Origin of the sequence: Mesorhizobium sp. M7A.F.Ca.US.011.01.1.1 (genome assembly GCF_003998295.1) — a bacterium.
Taxonomy (GTDB): Bacteria; Pseudomonadota; Alphaproteobacteria; order Rhizobiales; family Rhizobiaceae; genus Mesorhizobium.
Window position 1 is genome coordinate 25,701 of record NZ_RZRT01000016.1, and the last position, 25,192, is coordinate 50,892.

Annotated in this window: 21 protein-coding genes; 17 read left to right on the forward strand and 4 right to left on the reverse strand. The window is 63.1% G+C overall.

The window, feature by feature from the left end:
- Positions 1-3: 3 nt before the first annotated feature.
- The 4 genes from EOA13_RS17070 to EOA13_RS17085 all read right to left on the reverse strand — a co-directional run bounded on the left by EOA13_RS17070 (position 4) and on the right by EOA13_RS17085 (position 4,410).
- Positions 4-732, reverse strand: coding sequence for an ABC transporter ATP-binding protein (locus tag EOA13_RS17070; protein ID WP_127294286.1), 729 nt, complete (start codon positions 730-732; stop codon positions 4-6).
- Positions 729-1,553 carry an ABC transporter ATP-binding protein gene (locus tag EOA13_RS17075; protein ID WP_031212363.1) on the reverse strand — a complete coding sequence of 275 codons (825 nt, stop codon included), beginning with the start codon at positions 1,551-1,553 and terminating at the stop codon, positions 729-731. The genes EOA13_RS17070 and EOA13_RS17075 overlap by 4 nt, the downstream gene beginning before the upstream one ends.
- Positions 1,554-1,623: 70 nt before the next feature.
- Positions 1,624-2,922 (reverse strand): ABC transporter substrate-binding protein, encoded by a 1,299-nt coding sequence (locus tag EOA13_RS17080; RefSeq protein WP_127294288.1) that lies wholly within the window; start codon positions 2,920-2,922, stop codon positions 1,624-1,626.
- Positions 2,923-2,976: 54 nt separating this feature from the next.
- Complete coding sequence (locus EOA13_RS17085; protein ID WP_127294290.1) at positions 2,977-4,410, reverse strand: amidase; 1,434 nt, start codon at positions 4,408-4,410, stop codon at positions 2,977-2,979.
- Between the two features lie 131 nt (positions 4,411-4,541).
- Between EOA13_RS17085 and EOA13_RS17090 the strand changes: the two genes are divergently transcribed.
- From EOA13_RS17090 to EOA13_RS17170, 17 genes are all read left to right on the forward strand, one after another.
- Positions 4,542-5,510, forward strand: coding sequence for a LysR family transcriptional regulator (locus EOA13_RS17090; RefSeq protein ID WP_127294292.1), 969 nt, complete (start codon positions 4,542-4,544; stop codon positions 5,508-5,510).
- A 282-nt stretch (positions 5,511-5,792) separates the two neighbouring features.
- Positions 5,793-6,770, forward strand: coding sequence for a cytochrome c oxidase subunit II (gene coxB, locus EOA13_RS17095; RefSeq protein ID WP_281040870.1), 978 nt, complete (start codon positions 5,793-5,795; stop codon positions 6,768-6,770).
- A complete protein-coding gene (gene ctaD, locus EOA13_RS17100; protein WP_127294294.1) occupies positions 6,767-9,295 on the forward strand; it encodes a cytochrome c oxidase subunit I in 2,529 nt (842 codons plus the stop codon). The genes coxB and ctaD overlap by 4 nt, the downstream gene beginning before the upstream one ends.
- Positions 9,296-9,302: 7 nt before the next feature.
- Positions 9,303-9,677 carry a hypothetical protein gene (locus tag EOA13_RS17105; RefSeq protein WP_127294296.1) on the forward strand — a complete coding sequence of 125 codons (375 nt, stop codon included), beginning with the start codon at positions 9,303-9,305 and terminating at the stop codon, positions 9,675-9,677.
- Complete coding sequence (locus EOA13_RS17110) at positions 9,674-10,294, forward strand: cytochrome c oxidase assembly protein (RefSeq protein WP_245490403.1); 621 nt, start codon at positions 9,674-9,676, stop codon at positions 10,292-10,294. Before EOA13_RS17105 ends, EOA13_RS17110 begins: the two co-directional genes overlap by 4 nt.
- 32 nt (positions 10,295-10,326) lie before the next feature.
- Entirely contained in the window at positions 10,327-11,376 is a 1,050-nt protein-coding gene (locus tag EOA13_RS17115) for a c-type cytochrome (protein WP_245490404.1), read from the forward strand.
- Positions 11,377-11,413: 37 nt separating this feature from the next.
- Complete coding sequence (locus EOA13_RS17120) at positions 11,414-12,748, forward strand: sorbosone dehydrogenase family protein (RefSeq protein ID WP_127294302.1); 1,335 nt, start codon at positions 11,414-11,416, stop codon at positions 12,746-12,748.
- A gap of 81 nt (positions 12,749-12,829) precedes the next feature.
- Positions 12,830-13,033, forward strand: a complete 204-nt coding sequence (locus EOA13_RS38775) for a hypothetical protein (protein WP_245490405.1) — start codon at positions 12,830-12,832, stop codon at positions 13,031-13,033.
- A gap of 234 nt (positions 13,034-13,267) precedes the next feature.
- Positions 13,268-14,248 (forward strand): helix-turn-helix domain-containing protein, encoded by a 981-nt coding sequence (locus EOA13_RS17130; RefSeq protein ID WP_023808993.1) that lies wholly within the window; start codon positions 13,268-13,270, stop codon positions 14,246-14,248.
- Between the two features lie 103 nt (positions 14,249-14,351).
- The gene (locus EOA13_RS17135) at positions 14,352-16,379 is read left to right on the forward strand and encodes a hydantoinase/oxoprolinase family protein (protein ID WP_127294304.1); all 2,028 of its coding nucleotides are present in this window, start codon (positions 14,352-14,354) and stop codon (positions 16,377-16,379) included.
- A gap of 3 nt (positions 16,380-16,382) precedes the next feature.
- Positions 16,383-18,350 carry a hydantoinase B/oxoprolinase family protein gene (locus EOA13_RS17140; protein ID WP_023808991.1) on the forward strand — a complete coding sequence of 656 codons (1,968 nt, stop codon included), beginning with the start codon at positions 16,383-16,385 and terminating at the stop codon, positions 18,348-18,350.
- A gap of 136 nt (positions 18,351-18,486) precedes the next feature.
- Positions 18,487-19,338, forward strand: a complete 852-nt coding sequence (locus tag EOA13_RS17145) for an FAD binding domain-containing protein (protein ID WP_127294306.1) — start codon at positions 18,487-18,489, stop codon at positions 19,336-19,338.
- Positions 19,335-19,832 carry a (2Fe-2S)-binding protein gene (locus tag EOA13_RS17150; RefSeq protein ID WP_127294308.1) on the forward strand — a complete coding sequence of 166 codons (498 nt, stop codon included), beginning with the start codon at positions 19,335-19,337 and terminating at the stop codon, positions 19,830-19,832. The genes EOA13_RS17145 and EOA13_RS17150 overlap by 4 nt, the downstream gene beginning before the upstream one ends.
- Positions 19,825-22,173, forward strand: coding sequence for a xanthine dehydrogenase family protein molybdopterin-binding subunit (locus tag EOA13_RS17155; protein WP_127294310.1), 2,349 nt, complete (start codon positions 19,825-19,827; stop codon positions 22,171-22,173). Before EOA13_RS17150 ends, EOA13_RS17155 begins: the two co-directional genes overlap by 8 nt.
- Before the next feature lie 12 nt (positions 22,174-22,185).
- Positions 22,186-22,917: a LamB/YcsF family protein gene (locus EOA13_RS17160; protein WP_127294312.1), complete on the forward strand. Its 732-nt coding sequence runs from the start codon at positions 22,186-22,188 to the stop codon at positions 22,915-22,917.
- A 94-nt stretch (positions 22,918-23,011) separates the two neighbouring features.
- Positions 23,012-24,394 (forward strand): aspartate aminotransferase family protein, encoded by a 1,383-nt coding sequence (locus EOA13_RS17165; RefSeq protein ID WP_127294314.1) that lies wholly within the window; start codon positions 23,012-23,014, stop codon positions 24,392-24,394.
- A complete protein-coding gene (locus tag EOA13_RS17170; protein ID WP_127294316.1) occupies positions 24,391-25,059 on the forward strand; it encodes a nuclear transport factor 2 family protein in 669 nt (222 codons plus the stop codon). Before EOA13_RS17165 ends, EOA13_RS17170 begins: the two co-directional genes overlap by 4 nt.
- Positions 25,060-25,192: the final 133 nt, after the last annotated feature.

Here is a 25,192-nt window from a genome sequence, read left to right on the forward strand (position 1 = left end):
GCGTCAGCCTCCGAGGTAGGTTGCGAGGAGTTCGTCGCGCGCCATCAGTTCGGCGGGCTTGCCTGACCAGACGATGGCGCCGTCGTCGAGCAGATGCAGGCGGTCGGCGAGGTCCTCGACCCGGGCCGGGTTCTCCTCCACCAGCAGGATCGTGCGCCCAGCCTTGCTCAGTTGCGAAATGACGTCGTAGACCTGATCGATGATCAGTGGCGCGAGGCCAAGCGACGGCTCGTCGATCAACAGGATGCGCCCGCCCATCATCAGGCCGCGGCCTATGCCGACCATGCGCCGTTCGCCGCCCGATAGGCTCGAGGCGATCTGGTTGCGACGGTCGGCAAGCTTCGGCAGAAGCGCGTAGACCTCGTCCAGCCGACGCGCGATCTCGGCCTTGTCCGGCGCGAGATAGCCGCCCATCAAAAGGTTTTCGAGCACGCTCATCTGCGCGAACAGCATATCGCCCTGAGGCACGTGGGCGACGCCCAGCATCGCCGTCTCATGCGGCTTGCCGGACAGGCGCCGGCCGTCGATGCTGATCTGACCGCCGCGCAGCGGCACTAGGCCGGAAATGGTCTTGAGCAATGTCGACTTGCCATGGCCGTTCGGGCCGACGACGGTGATGAATTCACCGGCATGAACGGTCAGCGAAATGCCCTTGAGCACGTCGAGTCCGTCATAGCCGCAGACGATGCCGTCGAGTTGCAGGACAGGTGGTTTTGCGGCTGCGCCCGTCATGGCGTTCCCCCCACCGCCGGATTCGTCATGGCAGCTTGCTCATCGAAGAATTTCTTCAGCCGTTTCTGCGTGCCCTGGCCGAGATAGGTTTCGACTACGGTCTGGTCCTCGGCGACCTTGTCCGGCCGGCCTTCGAATATCACCTTGCCATGGTGCATGATGATCACGCGGCTGGAGAGCGCCAGGAGAAAGCGCATGACGTGCTCGATCAGGACGATGGTCAGTCCCTGGTCGCGCAGTTTCAGCACCATCGCCATGATCTGGTCGATCTCGGCGACGTTGAGCCCGCCCACCGGCTCGTCGAGGAAGAGCATTTTCGGCCGGGTGGCGATGGCGCCGGCAATCATCAGCAGCTTGCGGTCGAGCACCGGCAGCCGCGCCACGGTCTCGTCGGCCTTGGCCGCAAGCCCGACGAAGTCCAGCGCTTCGATCGTTGCCTGCCGGACATCCTCGCCGAGGCGGAAGCCGGCCAGCCTTCGCCGCTGCCGGCCGAAATAGGCGGCGATCTCGATGTTTTCGCGAACGGTCAAGCTGTCGAAGGCGGCATTGAGCTGGAAAGTGCGGGCGATGCCGAGTTGGCAGATGCGGTCGGCCGGAAGCGCCGAAATGTCGGTGTCGCCGAAATGCACCCGGCCGCCACTGGCCGGCGTGATCCCGGTCACCACGTCGAAGAAGGTCGTCTTGCCGGCGCCGTTTGGCCCACCAATGCCAACGATCTCGCCCGCATTGACCACCATCGACACGCCGTCGACGGCGGCCAGCGAGCCGAACCGTTTGACCACACTGTCACAAACCAGCATCGGACCGGCGGCCTCAGTCATATTTCTCACCCAATGGAGCCGGTCGGGCAAAGGGCCCGGCCGGTGTCGTTGGTTTCATTTCCGCGTCCGGTCACTTGATCCATGGCGGCAGGATGAAGCTGTCCGTGGCATAGAGCGCCGGCGCGATCAGCTTCGGATCGGTTTTGTAATCCTGATGCTGCAGGAACTGGTGCGGCATGCCAAGCGACGGATCGGCCACCTGCGTCGGATAGCAGAAGGCCGATTGGCCGGCCGGATCGGCCCGATAGGTGCCGTTGACCCCGCGATAGACCAGGCGCTTCATCGCATTGGCCACCTTGGTGGTCTGCGCCTTGTCCATCGGTTCGCCTGGACCACCGGCGATTGCCGCGGCAAGCGCCCACATCCACAGGCCGTCATAGGTCTGCGATCCCGTGATGTAGGCCGAGTTCGGACCGAATTTGGCCCGGTAGCTCTCGCGGAACAGCTTGGAGAAATCGTCCGGCAGGCAGCCGATCACCGTCGAATAGAAGACGCCGTTGACCGCCTCACCGCCGATCTCGCGGAAAGCCGGCAGCGATGGTCCGTACTGCATGTAGATCAGGCTGTTGATCGGCTCGGCGAGGAACTGGACCATGAACTGCGCCAGGTCCTGCGGCAGGAAGTGCGTGACCAGGATCGCCGCCGGCGGGTCCTGGCGGAGTTTCGCCAGCGTCGGTCCCCATTGGTTGGTCGGGAACGGAACGGTCTCGAACAGACTAACCTCGAAGCCGTATTCGGCGGCCTTGTCGCGGATCGCGTTGGCGATGACGATCGAATATTCGTTGGCCGACGGGATGATGGCGATCTTCTTGTTGGGCGCCTTCCATTTGCCGTCCGCGGCAAGCGTCTTGAGGAAGTTCAGGCAGCCCGGTCCATACCAGAACTCCGGCGGATCGCCCTGGAAGGAGCTGTAATAGCGGGCGGGGTCGGTCTTGAACTTCTCATTGTGCGAAATCAGCGTGTTGTAGTGCATCATGATGACGTCGTTGTCGGCGGCGACGTCCATCTCGATCATGTTGGTGCCGAGATTATAGCCATTGATGATGACCGGCGCCTCGAAGCGGTCGATCAGGCGCTGCATCGACTGGCTGACGAGGTCGGCGCCCATTTCCTTGGTGTCTTCGATGTGGATCTCGACAGGCCGGCCGAGAATGCCGCCCGCCGCATTGATCTCCTCGGCGGCAAGTTCGAGACCGTTCTTGAACTCGATGCCGTCGGCGGCGGCGATGCCGGACATCGGCAGGGCCGAGCCGACCGGAATGGGCTTGGTGTCCTGGGCGATCGCCGCAGTGTTCATATCGGCAAGAAGCGCGGCACCGGCCGCACCCGTGCCGACCACGCCCTGCAGCATTGCACGTCTGTTCATCATGGCAAAGTTCCCCTTTTTGGCGTTGGTTACAGTCTTTTCTTCATGCGAAATCTTTCACACCAGATCTTTCTGGCGAAACGCGTGGGTCATGGGCACGAAAGCGGCTTCCAGATCGGCTGCCGCCGAAAGCACGCGGGCATCGTCGCCGCGCGCGCCGATGATCTGGAAGCCGACGGGCAGGCCCGCCTCGGTCATGCCGCAAGGGATGACGCAGGCCGGTTGCTGGCTGAGATTGATCGGGTAGCTGAACGCCGCCCATTCGATCCATCGCGAGAGGCCGCTGCCCAGAGGCACTTCAAGGCCAACGTCGAAGGCTGGAATCGATGTCCCCGGCGAAACGATGAAATCATAGTCGTCTAGCAGCCGGTCCATGGCGGCGCCGAATTCGGCGCGCTCCAACTGTGCGGCGACGAGCGTATGGACCTCGAACGCCGCCCCAGCCTGCGCGATCTCCAGGAAGCCCGGATCGATGCCCGCCCGTTCGCTCGGCGGAACCAGCGCCAGCCGCGCCGCGGCGCCGGTGAACCAGTGATGCTGGAACAGATCGAGGAGATCGCCACCAGGAAGATCAATCGGCTCGACCGTCGCGCCGAAGGCGTCGAAACACGTCAAGGCATGGGAGACGATGGCGGCGATCCCGGAATCCAGCGCTCCTGAAGGCGGCTTCGACCAGTAGCCGATCCGGGCGCCCCGCAAAACTTCTTCGATCCGGCCAAGCGGCGCCAGCGTTCCCACGCCTTGCTGCCAGTCGCTGATATCGCGGCCGGACATGGCGCCGGCCATGACGGAAAGATCGAGTGCTGTCCGCGCCATCGGTCCGATATGGGCGACGGTTCCGAACGCGCTGGACGGATAGGCGGGCACGCGGCCGAAGGTCGGCTTCAATCCGGCGATGCCGGTGAACGAGGCCGGAATGCGGATCGAGCCCCCGCCATCGGTACCGAGATGGAAGACGCCGGCGCCGGTGGCGGCGGCCACCGCCGCTCCGCCGGAGGAACCGCCGGGGGTCTTTTGCGCATTCCAGGGATTGCGCGTGATGCCGCAGAGGCCGCTGTCGGTAATCGCCTTCCAGCCGAATTCGGGCGTCGTCGTCTGTCCGATGAAGACGGCGCCGGCTCTGCGCAGCAGGGCAACGGCGGGGGCATCCTTGTCATAGGCGGCGGAAGTCGTCGTCCGGCTGCCGTAACGCACGCTCCAGCCCTCGACCCAGACGATGTCCTTCAGCGTCGTCGGTATGCCGTCGGCTTCCGACAGCGGCTCGCCTGCCCGCCAGCGTTTCTCGGAAGCACCTGCGGCCTCGATCGCACCCTTGCGGTCGATCATGGTGAAAGCGTTGAAAAGCGGATTGATCGCTTCGGCGCGATCCAGCGCCGCCAGCGTCACCTCGACGGGCGACAGCGATCCAGCGCGGTAGGCGGCGCTAAGCTCCGCAGCAGCCAGGCGGCACAGATCATCGGCGTCGGCAATGGGAGACAGCCCATTCGGCATGCAGTTCGAACCCCTCACTTCATGGCCGCTCTTGCGGCAGCCTTGTCAGCCCGGGCAATCTGGCGGGTTTTTTCATCACCATAAAATGTATTGTTGTGGGGAATATTCGCTATTTAATGTAACAAAGAGCCATGAATCTGACCATTCGGCAGTTGCGCTATGTCTGCGAAGTCGCCCGCCTTGGCAGCGTGCTGGCGGCCTCCAGATCGCTCTACATCTCGCAATCCTCGATCCTCGCGGCGATCACTCTGGCCGAGGCCGGGATGGAGGCGCGCATTTTCGACAGGCGGCCGGCGCGCGGCGTCTCCATCACGCCGGCCGGCCAACGCTTCGTCGCCGCCGCCCGCATCATGCTGGCGGCGGAAACGGAGTTCAACCGGTCGATCGGAGACCTCAACGGGCGCGTGCCGAAGGTCCTGCGCATCGGCTGCTTCGAGCCGTTCGGCGCGCTGTTCATGCCGGAGATGCTGCGCAGCTACCTCGACAGCGTCGGCGATGTCGAGATCGACCTTGTCGAGGCCGACCAGGTCCAGTTGCAGGAACGGCTTGTCGCCGGCCAGATCGATCTGGCCATTCTCTACGATATCGGTCCAATCGGTATCGACAGCGTAACCCGCATCTGCAAGGTACCGGCGCATGCCGTGCTCAATGCAGACGATCCCCTTGCCGCGCGCGACGGCATCTGGCTGGCGGAACTGGCGGCACGGCCGCTGGTGCTGCTCGACCTGCCGCACACGGCGACCTATCTCCTGACCCTGTTCGACGTGCTGGCGAAACGGCCGGAGGTGCGCTTTCGCACGCGCTCTTACGAAACGGTGCGCTCGGCCGTCGCATCCGGCTTCGGCATGGCCGTCCTCAACATGCGGCCGATCGGTCGCGCCACCGCCGATGGCGAGGAGATCGTTCGAAGACCAATCCTCGATGAACTGCCGCCACCGACGCTGATCGTCGCCGACATGTACGGTTCGGCAAAGCCACTCTTCGTGCGTGTCTTCATCGACATGTTCCATCGCTTTTTCAGCGCGGTGGGCCCTTCGGGCTTTTCGGTGACGACGCCGGAGCGCGAACCTTTTCTACTGGTCGCCAGGGAGGATGGCTGAGCCGCCCCCTTGGCGTTGCGGACATTTACAGGACTGGCGTTGCAACCGCGCCGGAGGCGCGGGTTCCTGATCGAGATGTTCGAGATCGACGGCCGGCTCGGCGAAGCCTACCGGCGCACAAATGACGCGCATAGATTGCATGAGCACTGGCCATTGCCGCTAAACTGAAGTTTTGGCGCAACCACTCGGTTGCGGGCGCGTTTGTGAGCAAGGGCATCGATTGGAGGGATAGATTCGTCAACAGTTCCAAGCACAAGCGCCCGGATTACGGAACTCGCTGCGGTGCGCTGGCTCGCGCTGTGGTTATGTTTGGGAACCTGTTCCAGCTGCTCGGGAGCCCAGTCGGCGCTTGATCCGGCCGGAGAGGAAGCGCGCCAGATCGCTGACCTTTTCTGGCTCATGGCCATTGCTGGTGGTTTTATCTGGCTGACGGTCATCGGTCTTCTGGTCCACGCGACGCGTCATGAGCGCACTCCCATAGACGAGCGTATTGCAAGCCGGCTGATTTTCTGGGGCGGGGCAGCCATTCCTTCGCTACTCCTCTTTCTCTTGCTAGGCTATGCGCTTTGGTTGATGCCTGGACTGAGACCTTTCGCACGAGCCGGCGAAGCCAATGGTCTCAGGATCGAAGTGACCGGTGAGCAATTCTGGTGGCGGGTCGCCTACCACCCGGCTGACGGCGGAGTTCCTATTCTTTCCGCCAACGAGATCAGGCTGCCGGTTGGCGAGCGCGTCGAGTTCTTGCTGAAAAGCACCGACGTCATCCATTCCTTCTGGATTCCCGCGCTCGGTGGCAAGATGGACATGATCCCGGGTCGCGTGAATCGGCTCTCGTTGCTGGCTACCAAACCTGGCACCTACCGCGGCCCTTGCGCGGAATATTGCGGGACCTCGCACGCGCTGATGACCTTCACGGCCGTCGCCATGCAGCCCGCTGCCTTCCGGGAATGGCTGGCTGTGCGGGCGAACCCTTCGCCCGGCGCATCCTTGCCCGGACGCGACATATTCCTTCGCAACGGCTGCGGCGCGTGCCACCGCGTTGCGGGCACACAAGCTGAGGGTGGTGTCGGCCCGGATCTCTCGCATATGGGTTCGCGGGGAACGATTGGTGCCGGCGTTTTGCCCACCGACGATGAGGCCGTTCGTAGCTTCATCGCCCATCCGCATTTGATCAAGCCGGGTTCGAAGATGCCCGACTTCAACATGTTGCCCCAACAGGACATCGCCGAAATCGCCTCCTGGCTGAAGGGACTCGAATGACAACCCTCAAAGCCCGCATCAAGCGAAACGCCTTGCCCTCCGCAGAGAAGATCGAGGAAGAACAGCTGCGCCTCGTCTGGAAGACGCCGATCGGCTGGCGTTACTGGACTTCGGTCAACAATACGCAGGTTGGCCTCTGGTACGGGGGTGCGGCCTTTGCCTTCATGCTGTTTGGCGGCGTTCTGGCGCTTCTTGTGCGCACGCAACTCGCGGTTCCGGGAAACAATTTCCTCTCTGCCGACTTCTATAACCAGGCCTTCACGCTGCATGGCACCGTGATGATGTTCCTGTTTGCCGTGCCCATCTTCGAGGCCGTCGCCATCTTTCTGCTGCCGCCAATGCTCGGTGCGCGTGAACTGCCATTTCCCCGTCTTGGCGCCTTCGGCTTCTGGAGCTTTCTGATCGGCGGTGTCTTCGTTTGCGGTTCGATCTTCTTCGACGCCGCTCCCTCTTCAGGCTGGTTCATGTATCCGCCTCTTGCCACTGACAAGGCATATTCCGGCATTGGTGCCGACATCTGGCTGCTGGGCCTCTCCTTTATCGAAGTCGCCTCCATTGCTGCGGCGGTCGAACTGATCGTCGGCATCATGAAGTGCCGCGCGCCGGGCATGCGCATCAACCTAATGCCACTGTTCGCCTGGTACCTGCTGATCGTCGCGGGCATGATCCTATTCGCTTTTCCGCCGCTGATCGCCGGCGACATCCTGTTTGAGATGCAGCGCATGTTCGACTGGCCGTTCTTCGACCCGACGCGGGGCGGCGACCCACTGCTGTGGCAACACCTGTTCTGGATCTTCGGGCACCCCGAGGTCTACATCATCTTCTTGCCCGCCATCGCGCTGATGGCGATGATCGTGCCAACCTTTTCGCAACGTCCGATCGTCGGCTATTCCTGGATCGTGCTTGCTGCTGTCGGCACCGGCTTCCTATCGTTCGGCCTCTGGGTCCACCACATGTTCGCGACCGGCCTGCCGCAGATTTCGCTGGCATTCTTCTCTGCCGCCTCGGAAGCGGTCGCGATTCCAACCGGCGTGCAGATCTTCGTCTTCATCGCCACCATGCTGGCCGGACGTGTCATCTTCTCGGTGCCGATGCTGTTTGGCGCCGGCGGGCTCGCTATCTTCGTCATCGGCGGGCTGACCGGCGTGATGGTCGCGCTCGTGCCGTTCGACTGGCAGGCGCACGATACCTATTTTATCGTCGCACATCTGCATTACGTGCTGATCGGTGGAATGCTGTTCCCGTTGGTCGCCGGCGTTTACTATTATTACCCGCTGATCAATGCGCGGATGCTCTCGCCCCGTCTCGGGCGCACCGCCTTCTGGCTGATGTTTGCCGGCTTCAACGTCGCCTTCTTTCCGATGCATCTCAGCGGCCTGCGCGGGATGCCGCGCCGCGTCTTCACCTACCCCGAGGGGATCGGGTGGGACTGGCTGAATCTCATCTCCACGATCGGCGCCTATGTTTTCGCGGCAGGGGTGCTGGTGGTTGTCTTCGATGTTGTACGGCCGAAGCATCGCGAACCCCGCAGCGAGCAGAATCCGTGGAAGGCGGGCACGCTCGAATGGCTGAACGAGCCCGAGGAGAACTGGGGCGTTCGATCCATTCCGATCATCGAGAGCCGGTATCCGCTTTGGGACCAGGCGGATCTGATGCAAAAGGTCAATGGGGGCGCCTATTATCTTCGCAGTGCCAAGGAGAATCGCCGCGAGACGCTCATCACCTCGGTGCTCGACGCCCATCCGCTGCAGTGCCAGCGCGTGGCGACATCAACCACGATCACAATAATCTCGGCCGCATTGCTCGGCGGCGTCTTCGTCGCGCTCACCTTCGAACTCTGGATCCTCGCCCTATTGTCGGGCATCGGCACGCTCTCTGCCATTTTGTGGTGGCTCTGGACCGGCACCGGCGAAACCCCGGAAAAGAAGACCAAGGATGTCGGCCTTGGACTGCGCTTGCCGCTCTATGCCTCCGGTCCGGATTCTGTTGGCTGGTGGGCGATGTTCATTACGATGGTTGGCGACGGAACTGCCTTCGCCAGCCTCATCTTCGGCTATTTCTTCTACTGGACCATCCATCCCGACTTCACTCTGGGGCAGCCGGGTCCCGGTATGCGGTGGCCGATGATCGCGCTGTCTCTCTTCGTCGCCGCATGGGTCGCGATGCTTGGTGCGCGCCGACTGAACGCAAGCGGGTGGATCGACGGCGCACGCGTTGCGCTTGTTGCCGCGTTTCTGCTGACGCTTGCTGCCTCTGCAGCCGGTTTTGCCGGACCCTGGCAGCATGACATGCAGCCGACCGCGCATGTCTATCCGGCGATCGTCTGGATTCTCGTCATCTGGGCGCTTGCTCATGCCGCGGTCGGATCCGTCATGCAGCTCTATTGCCTTGCGCGCAGCCTCGCCGGTCGCCTGACGCGGGAGCACGACATGGAACTGCACAACGTCGCGCTCTACTGGCATTTTATGGCGATCACCGCTGTCATCACCTTCGCCGTCATCGGTCTTTTCCCTGAAGCGATGTGAGACGGTGATGCGCATCATTCCCAAAGAGGTCGAAACGCTCTGGACGCTCTTCACCGCGCCCGTGATCTGGGCCGGACATTTCCTCGCCTGTTACGCACTGGCCGCAATCTGGTGTGCAAAGCGCGGTGACCTCGGTTTCGCTGTCGTCCAGGCTGGCATAGTGGCTATGACGCTGGCGGCACTCGCGATGATCGTCTTGTCTGGGTGGCTCGCCTGGAGGCAGTGGGGCTTCGGCACGAACGACCCGCCGCACGACGATCCCACAGCGACGGACCGCAACCTCTTCCAGGGGTTTGCCACGCTACTGCTTTGCGGCCTGAGCTTCGTCGCCGTGCTCTACGTGGCGCTGCCGCTGCTCTTCATCGACGGATGCTCCTCATGAGGACGGCAAGCCTGTTGCTGGGCTTCGTCACCCTCGCGCTGGTCTGGGCGGGACCGCTGCTCGATGCATGGCGTGGCTCGTTCGCGGCCCACATGCTTGCCCACATGGGCGTCGTCGCGATCGCGGCGCCGCTGATCGCAATCGGTATTGCCAGGACGATACGCTCCGTGGCCACCGCCGCTCCCCTTATCGCCTCTCTCGTCGAACTGATTGTCGTCTGGGGCTGGCATGCGCCGGCTGCGCGCCAGTGGGCCGAGACATCGACCATCGCCACCATGATCGAGCAGGTGTCCTTCCTTGGCGCCGGGCTGTTCCTGTGGCTGACGTGCGTGGCGCCGCGCAATTCCGATGCGCCGGCTAGGGACGCTGCCGGCGCCTTTGCGTTGCTCCTGACCTCCATCCACATGACGTTGCTTGGCGCGCTGCTCTCGCTCGCCTCGCGACCGCTCTATGGCCTCAGCGATGTGACGTGCTTCGGCCTCGTGCTCGGGGCGGGACAGGACCAAGCGCTCGGCGGCATCATCATGTTGATGATCGGCGCTGCCGCTTACCTCGCTGGAGGTGTCTTCCTGCTTGCCAGGCTCCTAGGCGGCAAAACCGAGAGGCTGGCCGGCTGATGCACGTCAACTGGAAACACTTGGCGATAGGCTTGGCGATTTTGCCGGCCGCCGTGCTTTTCGCGACCTGGATCGGCTTCTTCAACGTTGGCGCCTCGACCGGCCACTGGAAGGTGACCGAGTGGTTCCTGCACTTCGCCATGCGCTCGGCCGTACGGACATACGCACTCACGGTCAAGGTGCCGGACGAGCTGCCGCGCTACGCTATTCAGCCGGCTGCCGGCCACTTCGCCCGCGGCTGCGCCATCTGCCACGGCGCGCCCGGCGAACCGCGCTCGCCCGCCGTCCTTGCGATGCTGCCGCAGCCGCCGGACCTTGCCGGTAAGGTCGGCGAATGGACGGACGCCGAACTCTTCCGCATCGTCCAGCACGGCGTGCGCTTCACCGGCATGCCGGCCTGGCCGACGCAGCAGCGCGACGATGAAGTCTGGGCGATGGTCGCCTTCCTGCGCGAACTGCCGATGATGGACCAGGCGCGGTGGCGCGACCTTGCTTATGGCAGTAGCGAACCGCCGACTGGCCAAACACGAGGCCTCGAACGCGCACTCGCCGACTGTACCCGCTGCCACGGCACAGATGGGCTCGGCCGGAGCCCCGCAACGCCCGTCTTGGCCTCTCAGCGCGAAACTTATCTTCTTGAAAGTTTGAGAGCCTACGGCGCCGGCCACCGCCAGAGCGGTGTCATGGGAATTTCTGTCACCGCTGTCGACCCTGCACTCCTCGCCGATCTCGCGCGGCATTTTTCCGCGCTGCCTGCGCCTGCAACGTCAACGCAACCGGACCGTGCCCGGCTCGCGCGTGCCGATGAGATCGCGCGACGCGGCATCCCGGAGCGCGACGTTCCGGCATGCCTGGGTTGCCACGGTCGTCCGGACCGCAACCCCATCTATCCGGAACTGTCCGGACAGCCCGCCAAATACATTGCGACCCAGCTCGAGCTTTTCCGCGAGGAAAAGCGCGGCGGCACGCGCTTCGCCCATCTGATGCGCAACGCTGCTAAAAACCTCTCGGACGACGATATTGCCGCACTGGCCGCCTATTTCGTGCAAATGTCGCGTGCCGCCGCAACCGGAACGCCCTGATGGCGTTACGTCACTGTCCCAATCTCGGGAATATCTGATGCGAAAAATTCTCGGCGTTTTACTCGTCATTGTCGCCTTCGTCGTAATCGCGGGGGCGAGCTTGTTCTTCTTCTCGCGCGAACAGGCCACCGTTCCGATCGAGCAGACCTACGGTCCAAACCCGACGCTCGCCGAACCCAATCCGACCTGGATACCCACGGTCCACGTTGCCGAGGCGACCCCTTGGCCCCAAGGCAAGATGCCGGTCGCCGCCCAAGGCTTCGCCGTCAACGAATTCGCTGGCGGCCTCGACCATCCGCGCTGGCTGCACGTGCTGCCCAATGGCGACGTGCTGGTCGCCGAAAGCAACGCGCCGCCAAAACCTGACGAAGGTTTTTCCATACGTGGCTGGTTCATGAACCTGTTCCAGAGCCGGGCTGGCGCCGAGGTGCGGAGCGCCAACCGTATCTCGCTGTTACGCGACGAGAACGGCGATGGCGTGGCTGAGACCAGGACAGCCCTCCTCAGCAGCCTCTTCTCGCCCTTCGGCATGACGCTGCTCGACGGCAAGCTCTATGTCGCCAATGCCGACGCGGTCGTCGCTTTCCCCTATCGCGACGGCACCACCGAGATCACTGCTCCGTCCGAGAAGATCGTCGACCTTCCGGCCGGCCGCAATCACCATTGGACCAAGGACGTCATTGCCAGTCCGGACGGAACGAAGCTCTATGCCACCGTGGGCTCCAACTCCAATGTCGGCGAAAACGGCATGGAGGAGGAAGAAGGCCGCGCCGCCGTGCACGAAATCGACCTCGCGACGCGGCAGACGCGGCTCTTTGCGTCGGGTCTGCGCAACCCGAACGGCCTCTCCTGGAACCCTGAAAGCGGGGAACTCTGGGCGGTCGTCAACGAGCGGGACGAGATCGGCAGCGACCTCGTTCCCGACTACATGACATCGGTCAGGGATGGCGCCTTCTACGGCTGGCCCCACAGCTATTTCGGCCAACACATCGATGTCAGGGCGCAGCCACCGCGTCCGGACCTCGTCGGCAAGGCGATCGTGCCCGACTACGCACTCGGGGCGCACACCGGGTCGCTTGGGCTCACCTTCAACACCGCCGACCTGTTCGGCCCGCACATGAAGAATGGCGCCTTTGTCGGCCAGCATGGTTCATGGAATCGCATGCCGCGAAGCGGCTACAAGGTGATCTTCGTGCCGTTTGCCGACGGCAAGCCGTCGGGGCCGCCACAGGACTTGCTCACCGGATTTCTGAGCAACGATGACAAGGCATTCGGTCGTCCGGTTGGCGTCGCCATCGACCGAACTGGCGCATTGCTGATCGCGGATGATGTGGGCAACAAGATTTGGCGGATTATCCCGGCGGCCGACTAGGCCGGCGCGTTGCTTCGGCGCGTGGAAGGGTTGGGCTCATGGGCCAAAACGACCGAGGAGCCGAGCGGATCGTCACCATTTTTGGCGAAACAGGGTTTCTCGGGGGACGATCGAGATGCCGATGGCGCTCGGTCTGGTTGGCGGCGCCACCGGACGCGTCCGCTGGCCCACATCGCGCTCAAGATCCTCGGGGTGAAGGGTGCGCAGGAACTGGCCGAGGCGGCGGTGACCGTCGGCCTGGCACAGAACATGGCGGCGATCCCGGCGCTGGCCAACTTATCCTGAATGAGTGTGCGAAAAGAATGCATTGGCTCCAAGTTGGCTTGCGGTTTGCGCGCCCAAGGCTGGTTTGATCAACTGCACACCAGGACCGTGACGACAATTGAAACCGTCGCGAGCTCCGGCCCTTGGGCCAAACGGCCACATAAGTTTATTCGTTTTTGACCAATACGCGCCGGCGGATTCCTGTAATCTTCAGAAAAACACCGGCTAACCGGGGTCAACCAGAAAGGTCGGGGAATGAAATACGTCGTCGATACGATCGGCGGTCCCACAGGCGGTGATGCCTGGCAAGCCGCTGTTACCGAAGCCTATTTTCCGCTCGACACCGAGTATCGGAACCGTCGTGAATTTTCAGGCACGCTGGAAACCTTCTCGCTTGGGCTCGTCAGCGTGTCTAAAATGCGCTGCGATGCCGTAAGCTATCGCCGCCATCGCCGCCACTTCCTCAACGAACGTGACGCCAGCCTGCTCATCACCATCCCGGAGATGTCGGAGGTGAATTTCTCGCAAGGGTCGAGGACCGTCAATTGCGGTCCGGGGGGCTTCCTCGTTGAGAGGGGAGATGCGCCTTACGAATTCTGGCACGGCAAGCCAAACGCGCTGTGGGTCCTGAAGGTGCCGTCGTCGAGCGTTCGGGCGCGGATCGGGTCTGCCGAACGGCTCAGTGCGCTCAGTTTCGACGCAACCCAAGGCGTCGCCGCGCTCTTCCTTGACACGGTGCGAACCACGATCGGCCATGTCGATGAGATCACTGAAGTCGCTCGTGAGATGATGGGCAGGCACATCCTGGAAATGCTGTGCCTGTCGATCGTGAGCGACGATCGCGTGCTGGACAGCAGCATCTCGTCGATCCGGGCCGGCCATTTGCATCGTGCCGAGCAGTATATTCGCGACAATCTGAAGAATTCCGGCCTCGGCCCGCAGGCGGTGGCCGATGCCTGCGGGATTTCCCTGCGTTACCTGCAGGTTCTTTTTCAGGACAGCAACCAGTCGATCAACGGCTTCATCCGCGACGCCCGGCTTGAACTTTGCTCCGAGGAACTGATGTCGGTGACCAACATCAGCAGCGTTGCCGAGATTGCTTACCGCTGGGGCTTTGCCGACCAGTCTCAATTCTGCAAGCACTACCGGACGCGGTTCGGTTGCGCACCGACTGATACCCGTCGCGAAGCAGCGAACCGGGCAGGCCGCGCTTCGACCTCAAGAGAGCGGCACTAGACCCGGCGAAATCCGGGCCAATTCCATAATCTATTGCGACGCCGCCCCGGCAAGGGCGGCGAAAGCCGGGCCTTGCCCGCAAATATCCCGCGAAGGAACTGTCATGAGCAGAATAAGAGTTGCCGTCGATGTCGGAGGGACTTTCACCGACATCTGCATCATGGACGAAGATAGCGGCGCGATCCGCATCGAGAAGACCGCCTCCACGCCTGACGATCCCATGCAGGCGATCATGAATGGCGTGGAGCAGGGCCGCATCGATCTTTCGGAGGTGACGCTGTTCTCTCATGGTACGACGGTCGCCACCAATGCGCTGATCACCCGCCGCCTGCCACGCACCGCAATGGTCTGCACCGAGGGTTTCCGTGATGTTGTCGAGATCCGCCGCGCCAACAAGGAAGACCTCTGGGACACCTACAAGGATGTCGCCAAGCCCTATATCCCGCGGCGCGACCGGCTGACAGTCCGGGAACGGGTCAGTGCCGAGGGCACGATCCTGGAAGCACTGGACGAAGAGGCCGCTCACCGCGTCGCGGAAATTCTCGTCAAACGGCAGGTCAAGTCCATCGCCGTCTGCTTCATGAACTCCTATGTCAACGGCGCCAATGAGCGCCGTATGCGTGAGATTCTGAAGGAGGCCATGCCGGATCTGCCGGTTTCGATCTCCTCGGAGGTGATGCCGGAAATCTTCGAGCACGAGCGTTTTTCCACCACCATGGCCAACGCCGTCTGCGCCCCGGTCGTCGTCGACTACGTGTCGCGTCTCGGAGAAAAGCTTGCCGCGGCCGGATACAAGCGAGATCTCCTGTTGCTGCACAGCGGTGGCGGGGTCATGACACCCGCAAGCGTCAGGGATTTCTCAGCCCGGCTCGCAGGATCGGGCATCGCCGCCGGTGCGATCGCAAGCCGCTTCATCGGAAATCTCTGTGGCTTCCAGAACTCGATCGGCTTCGACATGGGCGGCACCAGCACCGACGTCTCGCTCGCATGGAACGGGGAGTCGCGCATCACAAAAGACTGGTACATCGAATTCGGATATCCGATCCGCTTCCCCTCCATCGAGGTGCTGACCATCGGCGCGGGCGGCGGTTCGTTGGCATGGCAGGACGAGGGCGGCAGCTTGCGCAACGGACCGCAGTCCGCCGGCGCCTTTCCGGGCCCGGCCTGTTACAAGAATGGCAACCGCATTGCCACCAACACCGACGCCAACGTCGTGCTCGGTCGTCTCGGCACCAGCCTTGCGGGCGGCAAGATCACGCTCGACCCCGCCCTGGCCGCCCAGGCGGTGCAGGAGACTGTGGCGACACCCTTCAGCATGGAACTCCACCAGGCGGCCGAGGCGATCATCGCCGTCGCCAACGCCAATATGGGCAATGCCGTCCGGCTTCTCTCCATCAGCCGGGGCTATGACCCACGAGACTTTGCGCTCGTCGCATTCGGCGGTGCAGGCGCTTTGCACGGAGCGGCCGTGGCGAAGGAGCTTTCGATTCCAACCGTGATCGTGCCGCCCAATCCTGGCGTCACCTCCGCGCTCGGTTGCCTTCTCGTCGACGTGCAGCATGATTTCTCCGAAAGCTTCATGGCCGATGCTTCGACGGTCTCGCCCGCCGAGATGCAGACGGCCTTTGTTCTGATGGAAGAACAGGCGGTTGAGCGTCTGACCCATGAGGGCGTGGCGCGCGAAGACATGGCGCTGCAGCGTACGGTCGAGATGATGTACCAGGGCCAGTGGCGCTCGCTCGCGGTGTCAGCCCCGGCGCGGATCGAGAGCATCTGCTCGCTGATAGAGGCATTCCACAACGAGCACGAACGCGAGTTCAACTACCGCCGCGAAGAGGCGCCGGTGTCGATCTTCCGCATCGCGGTCAAGGCGATCGGCATCGTCCCGAAAGCCGAGATGCCGCGACACGAAGTCTTGCCTCATGTGCCCGAGCCGCTCGGCCGCCGCGGCGTCTGGTTCGACGGCGTATCTCATGATGCGGCTGTCTATGAACGCGATCAACTCAGGGCCGGCGCTGCCTTTGCGGGACCCGCCATCGTCGAACAGTTCGATTCCACCACCGTGGTTCCGCCGGGAATGAGCGCCACCGTCGACGACTTCCTGAACATTCTCATCGTGACGAAAGGCTGAGACATGACAAAGCTGATTGAAACGAGCCCTGGCCTCGATCCGGTAACGTTCGAGGTGCTGAAGAACTCCTTCATCACCACCGTCGACCAGATGGCCGAACAGATGCTTCGCACCTGCTATTCCTTCGTCATCTACAACCGAGACTTTTCGAACGCCCTGCACGACGCCGATGGCAACTCCGTTGCCCAGGGCAACTACGACATCGCGGTCCATGTCGGCACACTGCACAACACATGCAAGGAGGTGATCCGGGTTTTCGAAGGCGATATGGCACCCGGTGACGTCTACGCAATCAACGATCCCTATGCCGGCGGTACGCATTTCAGCGATGTTCGGCTCGTCCGACCGATCTTCGATGAAGACAAACTGATCGGCTTCTCCCAGTCGAACGGACACTGGTCGGATCTCGGCGGCTCGGTGCCGGGTTCCTTCGACGTCACCGCCCGCGACATGTTCCGCGAAGGCCTGCGGATCACGCCGCTGCGCCTTTTCCAGCGCGGCCGCTTCTGCTCCGATGTTGCCAACATGATCGCGGCCAACACGCGCGATCCCGCGTCGATCATTGGCGACATCCATTCCCAGGCGCAGGCGACGCAGGCCGCCGAGCGCGAACTGCTGCGGCTGGTCAAGAAGTACGGGCGTGGCCAGGTCATGCGCGGGATGGAGGAGGTTCAGGATTACGTCGAACGTGCCGTGCGAAAGCGTCTCGCGGAGCTACCCGACGGCACCTGGGAGACGGTCGACTACATCGACCGGGATCTCGGTGCCGGCGAAGGCATGATCCCGATCCGCATCAAGATGACGATCAAGGGCGACACGATCCACTACGATTTTACGGGAAGCCATTCGACCATTGCCTCGATGTACAATTCCGCCCCGGGCGCGACCTTCTCGGCCGTGGTCGCCGGCATGAAAACCTTCTTTCCGGACCTCCCGCTCAACAGCGGATTTTACCGGATGATCGAGGTGACTGCGCCAAAGAACAGCATCGTCAGTGCGGAATGGCCGGTGGCGGTGACCGGGTTCCTGATGCCGTTCGAAAAGATCATGAACGCGATCTTCGAGATGTGGTCGAAGATCATGCCCGAACGCGCTATCGCCTGCGCCTTCAACCTCGAATATCTGCTGGCCGGGGGACGGGACGCGCGCAAACCCGAAAAGCCGATCTTCATGTTCTACGAATGGCTGCCCGGCGGTTGGGGCGGGCGCAACGGCAAGGATGGTGCCGATGTCACCACCGCCTGCTTCGGAACCGGGTTGATGTCGCAACCGAACGAAGGCAACGAACGGGTGAATCCGACTCGGACGGTCGAGTTCCAAATCAAGCAGGATTCAGCCGGACCCGGTAAATGGCGGGGCGGCGTCGGCGTGCAGAAGACCTCGTTGCTGCTTGAGGCTGAAAATGCCGTCATGTCCTATATTTGCGACCGCGAGCGCGCTGTCGTCTGGGGTGTCGAAGGAGGCCTGCCGTCGATGCCCCACGGCTTGACCATGAAGCGCGCCGGAGAAGAGACCGAGATCTGGCTCGGCTCCGTATTCTCCGATTACTCCGTCCACACAGGCGACCAGTTCGCTCGTCCGACCGCCGGCGGCGGCGGTTTCGGCGATCCACTGCAGCGCGAGCCCCGCAAGGTGATGGAGGACGTGATCGACGACTACGTTTCTCTGGAGCGCGCCAAGACTGACTACGGCGTGGTGATCCGCGAAATCGACCGCGACCTGTGCCAGTACGAAATCGACGGGACGGCAACCGAAGCCTGCCGTGCCGACATCCGGGCGAAACGGAAGGACTGGGCACGCATGGATCCTGAGGAGGTCGCGCGCAAATACCGCTCCGGCGAGATCGATACGCTCGATGCGGTTCGGCACTATGCCGTGATCCTCGACTGGGAGACTGGCGAACTGCTCCCCAAAACCACCGCCCAGTTCCGTGAGAGCTTTGAGAAACGCACGGTCGCTCACTGGGCCTGAGCGCCAAAGAGCACGCCGCAGAGTTATCTGTTTTTTCGATACGATACTCAAAGAATTACTATTTCACAGGAGCCTAAAGCTGGAGCAACAATGCCGCAGCGCCGCGAAAGTTGGCTGCTTCCGAGGGGTATGACAGATGGCACCAAGCGTGGAACGATCGTTCACCGCAGCCAGCACGATTGAAGAGGCAATGGCCGCACGCCGGCAAGGCGCGGCGGTGCTTGCCGGCGGCACCTGGATGATGCGTGATCCACGGCGCGGGGTCGATCTTCCCGAGGCGGTGGTCGCACTCCACCGAATACCCGCCTTGTCCAAGGTCGAAATCGAACCGGACCATGTCGTGATCGGCGCAGCCGTTACCCATGCAGTCCTTGGCCGCGCGTTGCACGGGGCAGTGGGCTTCGAAGGTCTGGTTGCCGCGGCGGAGAATGCGGCCAATCCCGGCATCCGAAAGGTCGCCACCGTGGGCGGCAACCTTTGTGCCCTCGACTTTGCCGCCGCCGATCTCGCCCCTGCGCTTCTCGTCTGTGAGGCGGCGGTGGAACTGGAGACGTTCGAAGGCCCAAAACTTCTCGGTATTTCAGATTTCCTCAAGGACAGGCATACGCTGCTGGCCGAAGCGATTGTGACGAGAATTCATCTGCGCCGCGACCTTGTCGCAAGTGCTCATATCCGCCTGCCGCTTCGGAAAGCCGGCGACTATCCGGTCGCCATCGTCTCGCTTGCGGTAGACAAAGACAAACGATGTCGCATCGCCGTCGGCTCGGTGGAGCCGGTAGCGCGGCGCTGGACGGCGCTCGAACAGGCCATGGCGGCGGACTCGGCCTCTGCGTTCGATCCGGAACGCGCCGCCGGGCTTGCGCTGGAGCACAATGATTTTCAGGGCCGCGACGGCAAGGAAGCGGAGGGTTGGTACCGGCGCCAGGTTCTTGCCCCGCTGGTCAAGCGCGGTGTTGCCGCACTTCTCAAGACCGGGCGCCTGGTATGACCGTGATATTCCAGCTGAATGGCGAGGACTGCCGCTTTGATGGCGATCCGATGACGCCGCTCGTCGACATCCTGCGGCAGGAACGATTCCTGACGGGGACCAAAGCCGTGTGCCGCGAAGGCTTCTGCGGCGCGTGCACCGTACATGTCGACGATGAGGCGGTGCCGTCCTGCCTGAAGCCGATTGGCCTCGTCCAGGGATGCGCGGTGACGACCATCGAGGGATTGAGTTCCGGAAACCAGGCGCTGCACCCGCTCCAGGCCAGTCTAGAGGCCGCCGACGCCGTGCAATGCGGCATGTGTTTTCCGGGAATGGTCATGAGCCTTTCGGCGTTCGTGCGTGACAATCCGCATGCGAGCCGTCCCGAAATCAAGGCCGCGATGGCCGGCAACATCTGCCGCTGCACCGGATATGAGCGGATCGTCGACGCCGTGGCCGACTGCCTCGACCAAGCGCGGATGGCTGGCCAGGTGGTAGGAGGCATCCATGTCTGAGCTGTCCGCCACGGTGATGAATCTTTCCCGCCGCGATGCGCAGGACAAGCTGCGCGGGCGCACGAAATACACCAACGACCGAGTTCGCCCCGACATGTTGCATGCGGTGCTGCTGCGGTCGACCGTTCCCGCTGGCCGGATCCGCAAGCTCGACGTTTCGGCAGCACTTCGCTGTCCTGGTGTGCGCGCGGTGGCGACCGGCGCCGATGCGCCAGGGCTCTACGGCATCGGCATTGCCGACCATCCGCTCCTGGCCATCGACACGATCCGCTATCACGGCGAACCAATCGCCGTCATTGCCGCCGAAACGGAGAAGCAGGCGCGGGCGGCGCTTGCAGTCGTCGTGCTTGAGGTCGAGCCGCTGGCACCGGTGTCCACCATGGCCGAAGCGCTCCAGCCCGCCGCCCGTCTCGTCCACGAGGGCTGGCGCGGCTATGAGGTGATCACCGAGGGCGGTGCGCGTGCCGGCAACATCGCATGGGAGGCAAAATCCAGTCGCGGCGACGTCGATGCGGCCTTCGCCCGCCCCGACATACGCATTGTCGAGAGCAGCTTTACCGTCGGCCGGCAGAACCATGTGCCCTTCGAACCGCGCGTTGCCATCGGCTCCTGGGAGGACGGCCGTGCTCACATACAGACCTCGACGCAGGTGCCTTGGACCGTGCGCAACGTCACCGGAAGGGTCATGCAGCTTCCGCCCGGGCGTGTGCGGGTCACTGTACCCCCTGTCGGCGGCGGGTTCGGCCTGAAATTCGATGCATCCATCGAGCCTATCACTGCACTTCTGGCGCGGATGACCGGGCGCACGGTGGTCCTGGAAAATACCCGACAGGAAGAGATGGCAACCTGCCTCTGCCGCGAGAATGCGGAAATCCGCATCCGGTCCGCTGTCACTGCCGAAGGATACATCGCCGGGCGCGAGGCGGTCGTGCTGATGGACTGCGGCGCGTATGGAGGCGAACAGGTTTTTCTGACGACGATGACGGCGCACACGCTGGGCGGCAATTACAGGGTTGGCGCAACGCGGCTCGTCAGCCGCGCCGTATACACCAACACACCACCCAACGGTGCTTTCCGGGCTTGCAACGGCGTCTACAACACATTCGCTTTGGAACGACACACCGACGAAATCTGTGATGCGCTAGGCTTCGACCCGATGGAGTTCCGGAAGAAAAATGTCCTGGGAGATGGCGATCTCGGTGCCACGGGCCAGGTTTTCGAGGCCGACGTGCTGGGTCCGATGCTCGATCGCATGGAGACACTGCGCGCCAGTACCGGTACGTCAGAGGCCGAGGCCGACGGCAGGCTCTATGGTATTGCAACCACGGTCGGCACATGGTTCGTTTTCGTCGGGCCTTCGGCGGCGACGGTGAATTTGAACGCCGACGGCAGTGCAACACTGGTCACGTCGGGTGTGGAGATTGGTTCCGGCACGATGGTGCAATCCCTGCCGCAGATCGTGGCCGGGCAACTCGGCCTCGCTCCCGACCAGGTGATCGTGCGCGAAGCCGACACGGATGCCGCCGGTCTCGATGTCGGCGTTGGCGGCGGACGAACCACCGTGTCCATCGGCGCGGCAAGTGTGGCTGCCTGCGCGGAAGTGCGGGAGAAGCTGCTGCGGACCGCTGGCGAGATGCTGCAGACCCGACCGGAAGACTTGGTGCTGCGGGACGGTCGTGTCGAGATCACGGGACGTCCCGGTTCCGGCATGTCGATCCCCGCTGTGGTCGCCCATGCGCAGGCAACCACCGGCCCGATCACCGGAAGCGGAGCCTTTACCGCCAGGAACACTCCGGCAATGTCCGGCTGCGCGATGGGGCACTTCATCGATGCGCTCGACATCCCCGTCTTCGTCGTTCACGAGGCCGAGGTGGCGGTTGATCCGGACACCGGCCATGTCGAGGTGCTGGCCTATCGCGTGGTGCAGGATGTCGGCCGCGCACTCAACCCGCGCGCGGTCATGGGCCAGATACAGGGTGGTGTCGTGCAGGGTCTCGGCTACGCCCTGCATGAGGAGGTGACGATCACCGCTGACGGACGCATCGCGCAGGACGATTTCGAGACTTATCGCCTGCCGCTGGCGCAGGACGTGATCCCGGTCGCCGCCGATCTCTACGAGGGCGCACCGTCGATGGGACCTCTAGGCACCAAGGGCGCGGGCGAGGTCCCGATCCTGGCCGTGGGCGCGGCGATCGGCTGCGCTGTGGCACGCGCCATCGGCAAGCCGGTGCGGCAGCTGCCACTGACGCCGCCGCGCGTGCTTCGACTGCTGCATGAGCGCGAACCACCGCCGGAATTCCCGCACATCGCCCCCGGCTGGGCGTCGAACACTCTGGGCTGAGGCAAGCAAACCATGGTCACCCTGAACTGCGACATGGGGGAAAGTTACGGCAACTGGCGTTTCGGCGACGATGCCGGCATCATGCCTCACATCGATTGCGCCAACATCGCATGCGGCTTCCACGCCTCCGATCCATGGACGATGCTGAAGACCGTGCGGCTCGCGCTTTCGCACGGAAAGCAGGTTGGCGCGCATCCGTCCCTTCCCGATCGCGAGGGGTTCGGCCGGCGCGAGATGAAACTTCAGCCCGAGGAACTGACAGCCGCCTTCCTCTACCAAATCGGTGCGCTGACAGGAATGCTGGCCGCCGAGGGCGGGCAGCTCAGTCATGTCAAGCCGCATGGCATCATTTACGGCATGGCCGCGCACGATGTGGACACTGCGCGAGCAATTGCCGCGGCGGTCAAGCCGTTCGGCGTCCCTCTCTTCGGCATGGCGGGAACCTGTCACGAGACGGCGGCAGCCGAACTCGGCGTTGCCTTCGTGGGCGAGTTCTTTCCCGATCTTGCCTACGCTCCCGGCGGCAGCCTGATCATCCCGCGCGTCCAGTCGGCCATCGACCTGAAGCTTGCCGAGCGTCGCATGGTGGGGGCGCTTACCCGACGCGAACTCGTCACGACAGACGGTACGATCCGCCCGGTCGACTTCGACACCGTCTGCATCCACTCCGATCCGCCGAATGCGCGCGACGTCGCCGCGCTGATGCGGCGGATCATCGACACCCATTCCAACAGCCTGCCATGATTCGTTTCCCGAATCGTGAAAGCTCCACGCATGGGATCGAGGACTATCTCGAACTCACCGCCCGAACCATTTCCCCAAGCCGCTGAGGACTTCCATGGATGCGCTTTCCAACTCTCTCGCCGCCGCCGACATCGCCACCTCCATGCACCCCTACACAAACCTGCGTCAGCACGAGGAAACCGGGCCGCTGATCATCAGCCGAGGCGACGGCATCCGTGTGTATGACGAACGCGGCAAGGAATACATCGAAGGGCTCGCCGGGCTTTGGTCGGTGGGCGTCGGCTTTTCGGAAAAGCGGTTGGCCGACGCTGCCTACCAGCAAATGCTGAAGCTGCCCTACTACCACACCTTCTCTTCCAAGGCGCATGAGCCATCCATCCGGCTGGCGGAGAAACTTGTGGAGATGACGCCGGAAAACCTGACGCGTGTCTTCTTCACGTCGTCGGGCTCGGAAGCCAACGACACCATCGTCAAGATGATGTGGTTCATGAACAACGCGCTGGGCCGGCCAAAAAAGAAGAAATTCCTGGCACGGACCAAGGGCTATCACGGCATCACCGTCGCCTCCGGCAGCCTGACGGGCCTGCCGGTCAACCATCGCGACTTCGATCTGCCGGCGATTCCCGTTCGCCATTTGACCTGTCCGCACTTCTATCGCTTCGGTATGGAAGGCGAAGACGAAGCCGCCTTCACGGCGCGCCTGCTCGCCGAGCTGGAAGCGGTGATCGCGGAAGAAGGAGCTGACACCATCGCAGCCTTCATAGGCGAGCCGCTTATGGCAGCCGGCGGCGTTCTGCCGCCGCCGGTCGGGTACTGGGAAGGCGTGGAGAAAATCTGCCGGGCAAATGATATCATTCTGATAGCAGACGAGGTGATCTGTGGTTTCGGGCGGCTCGGCACGCCTTTCGGCGCTCAGAAATACGGCTTCACGCCTGATATCATGACGGTCTCCAAGCAAATCACGTCGTCTTATATGCCGCTTGCCGCCGTCATTTTCTCCGATGCGATCTATCAGGCGATCGCCGACAACACCGCAACGATCGGCAATTTCGGCCACGGCTTCACGGCGTCGGGTCATCCGGTCGCGACGGCGGTGGGTCTCGAAAACCTCGCCATCTTCGAGGAGCGGGACTTGATCGGAAACGCGGCCCGCCTTGAGACGTCGTTCCAGGCCGGCATCCGCTCATTCGCCGATCACCCGCTTGTCGGCGAAGCGCGGGGCACCGGTCTTATCGGCGCCGTTGAGCTGGTGCTAGACAAGGCGACGAAACGCCCCTTCACCAAAGTTGGGCGTGCAGGGGCTATCGCAGCAGGGATCGGCCACGATGAAGGCCTCATCTTCCGCGCCATCGGCGACCAGCTCGCGCTCTGCCCGCCGATGATCTCGACAGAAGACGATGTGAAGGAAATCATGACGCGCATGGGCCGGACGCTTGAGCGCCTGACCGGTGCGGTTGCCAAGGAGGGACTTGAATGACCCGCATGAAAGCCGAACCGGTCATCCATATCGACGACGAACGCTTTCGGGTCACCGAATGGCGCTTTGCCACCGGGGCCGAGACCGGCTGGCACATCCATGGCCATGACTACGTCATCGTGCCGCTTACGGACGGCAAGCTCGGTCTCGAAGGCCCGGACGGCGCGCAGTCGCAAGCCGCTCTCACTCAAGGGGTGCCCTACTCGCGGCGGACGGGTGTGGCCCACAATGTCATCAATGCCGGCGATGCGCCGCTCGCCTTTCTCGAGGTCGAGGTCGTTGAGGCTGGCGATCTCGCAGCCAGGCGGCTCGCCGTGCTCGACCGGTTCCTCGCGGCCTGGAACGCTCGCGACGTGGGCGCGCTGATGGACTGCATGGTTGAGAATTGCGCTTTCCACGGCTCGGCCGGCCCCGATGCCGAAGGGCGCAAGCATGTGGGGCGTGACGCAGTGCGCGTCGCCTATGCAGCGCTGTTCGATGCCTTCCCGAAAGCCGCGTGGATCAGGGGACGGCACATCGTGACGGGCGACACCGGGCTTTCATCATGGCGCTTCGTCGGCACCACGGCAGCGGGGCAGCAAATCGAAGTCGACGGCTGCGATATCTTCGCTTTCTCGGGGGAGCTCATAGCGCTCAAGGATTCGTACCGCAAAGCGCGAGGATAGCGAAAATCTGAATTCATCGGGCGACGAGGGCGGTCCAAGCGGGCCGCCCTCGTTTTTTCCAAAGGCGAGATCCTCAAAAGACGAAAGGCCCGGTCGTCCCAAAAGAACCGGGCCTTTCGCATATGAAGGGCCG

Coding starts and splice junctions, on each gene's coding strand:
- EOA13_RS17070 (WP_127294286.1), bottom strand. CDS start 732: ATGACGGGCGCAGCCGCAAAACCACCTGTCCTGCAACTCGACGGCATC.
- EOA13_RS17075 (WP_031212363.1), bottom strand. CDS start 1,553: ATGACTGAGGCCGCCGGTCCGATGCTGGTTTGTGACAGTGTGGTCAAA.
- EOA13_RS17080 (WP_127294288.1), bottom strand. CDS start 2,922: ATGATGAACAGACGTGCAATGCTGCAGGGCGTGGTCGGCACGGGTGCG.
- EOA13_RS17085 (WP_127294290.1), bottom strand. CDS start 4,410: ATGCCGAATGGGCTGTCTCCCATTGCCGACGCCGATGATCTGTGCCGC.
- EOA13_RS17090 (WP_127294292.1), top strand. CDS start 4,542: ATGAATCTGACCATTCGGCAGTTGCGCTATGTCTGCGAAGTCGCCCGC.
- ctaD (WP_127294294.1), top strand. CDS start 6,767: ATGACAACCCTCAAAGCCCGCATCAAGCGAAACGCCTTGCCCTCCGCA.
- EOA13_RS17105 (WP_127294296.1), top strand. CDS start 9,303: ATGCGCATCATTCCCAAAGAGGTCGAAACGCTCTGGACGCTCTTCACC.
- EOA13_RS17110 (WP_245490403.1), top strand. CDS start 9,674: ATGAGGACGGCAAGCCTGTTGCTGGGCTTCGTCACCCTCGCGCTGGTC.
- EOA13_RS17120 (WP_127294302.1), top strand. CDS start 11,414: ATGCGAAAAATTCTCGGCGTTTTACTCGTCATTGTCGCCTTCGTCGTA.
- EOA13_RS17130 (WP_023808993.1), top strand. CDS start 13,268: ATGAAATACGTCGTCGATACGATCGGCGGTCCCACAGGCGGTGATGCC.
- EOA13_RS17135 (WP_127294304.1), top strand. CDS start 14,352: ATGAGCAGAATAAGAGTTGCCGTCGATGTCGGAGGGACTTTCACCGAC.
- EOA13_RS17140 (WP_023808991.1), top strand. CDS start 16,383: ATGACAAAGCTGATTGAAACGAGCCCTGGCCTCGATCCGGTAACGTTC.
- EOA13_RS17145 (WP_127294306.1), top strand. CDS start 18,487: ATGGCACCAAGCGTGGAACGATCGTTCACCGCAGCCAGCACGATTGAA.
- EOA13_RS17150 (WP_127294308.1), top strand. CDS start 19,335: ATGACCGTGATATTCCAGCTGAATGGCGAGGACTGCCGCTTTGATGGC.
- EOA13_RS17155 (WP_127294310.1), top strand. CDS start 19,825: ATGTCTGAGCTGTCCGCCACGGTGATGAATCTTTCCCGCCGCGATGCG.
- EOA13_RS17160 (WP_127294312.1), top strand. CDS start 22,186: ATGGTCACCCTGAACTGCGACATGGGGGAAAGTTACGGCAACTGGCGT.
- EOA13_RS17165 (WP_127294314.1), top strand. CDS start 23,012: ATGGATGCGCTTTCCAACTCTCTCGCCGCCGCCGACATCGCCACCTCC.
- EOA13_RS17170 (WP_127294316.1), top strand. CDS start 24,391: ATGACCCGCATGAAAGCCGAACCGGTCATCCATATCGACGACGAACGC.